This window comes from Treponema sp. R80B11-R83G3, assembly GCF_054786115.1.
The window spans coordinates 1-484 of record NZ_BDHF01000465.1 but is presented as its reverse complement, the minus strand read 5'-3'; the positions used below and the strand labels follow the sequence as shown (position 1 = coordinate 484).

Sequence of the window (484 nt, the reverse complement as noted above, 5' to 3'; positions counted from 1 at the left end):
TTCTAATGCTTACTCACAAGTACGCTTTATTACTCATAAGTCTATATCAGATAACGAATTACGTCAACTACTTTCCTTATAATTATTTTTAATTACTTATAATTACCCACCGTTATTCAACAAATATGATGTCATATCTGGTGTAACATAAGCGCATTTTACATTACCGCATTTAACAAACCTGAATATTTATTACCGCAGACCCCATTCAAAACGCCCTTTATAACGCCCATAAAAGCCCACAAAACAGCGTTAATCCCCATTACCGTATCACATTTACCCTTTACCCCCAATAAAACCCCTTCCAATGCCGTTTTTTGCGTCTTTATTGAATGTCGCATAACGCTTCGCAAATTTTCCCCAAAAAGGGGACCGCCTGCGGCGGTAGGGCGGCGCCCTAATTGAAAACGAAAGGAAGAACAGCCGATTTGTTATTATTCAGGTTTGTTAAATGCGGTAATGTAAAATGCGCTTATGTTACACC

General features: G+C 38.4%; 1 protein-coding gene. It reads right to left on the bottom strand.

Going from position 1 to position 484, the window contains the following annotated elements; all coding sequences use genetic code 11:
• Positions 1-158 precede the first annotated feature (158 nt).
• Positions 159-341, bottom strand: coding sequence for a hypothetical protein (locus ACYVRH_RS14490; protein ID WP_461257569.1), 183 nt, complete (start codon positions 339-341; stop codon positions 159-161).
• Positions 342-484 lie beyond the last annotated feature (143 nt).

Coding starts and splice junctions, on each gene's coding strand:
- ACYVRH_RS14490 (WP_461257569.1), bottom strand. CDS start 341: ATGCGACATTCAATAAAGACGCAAAAAACGGCATTGGAAGGGGTTTTA.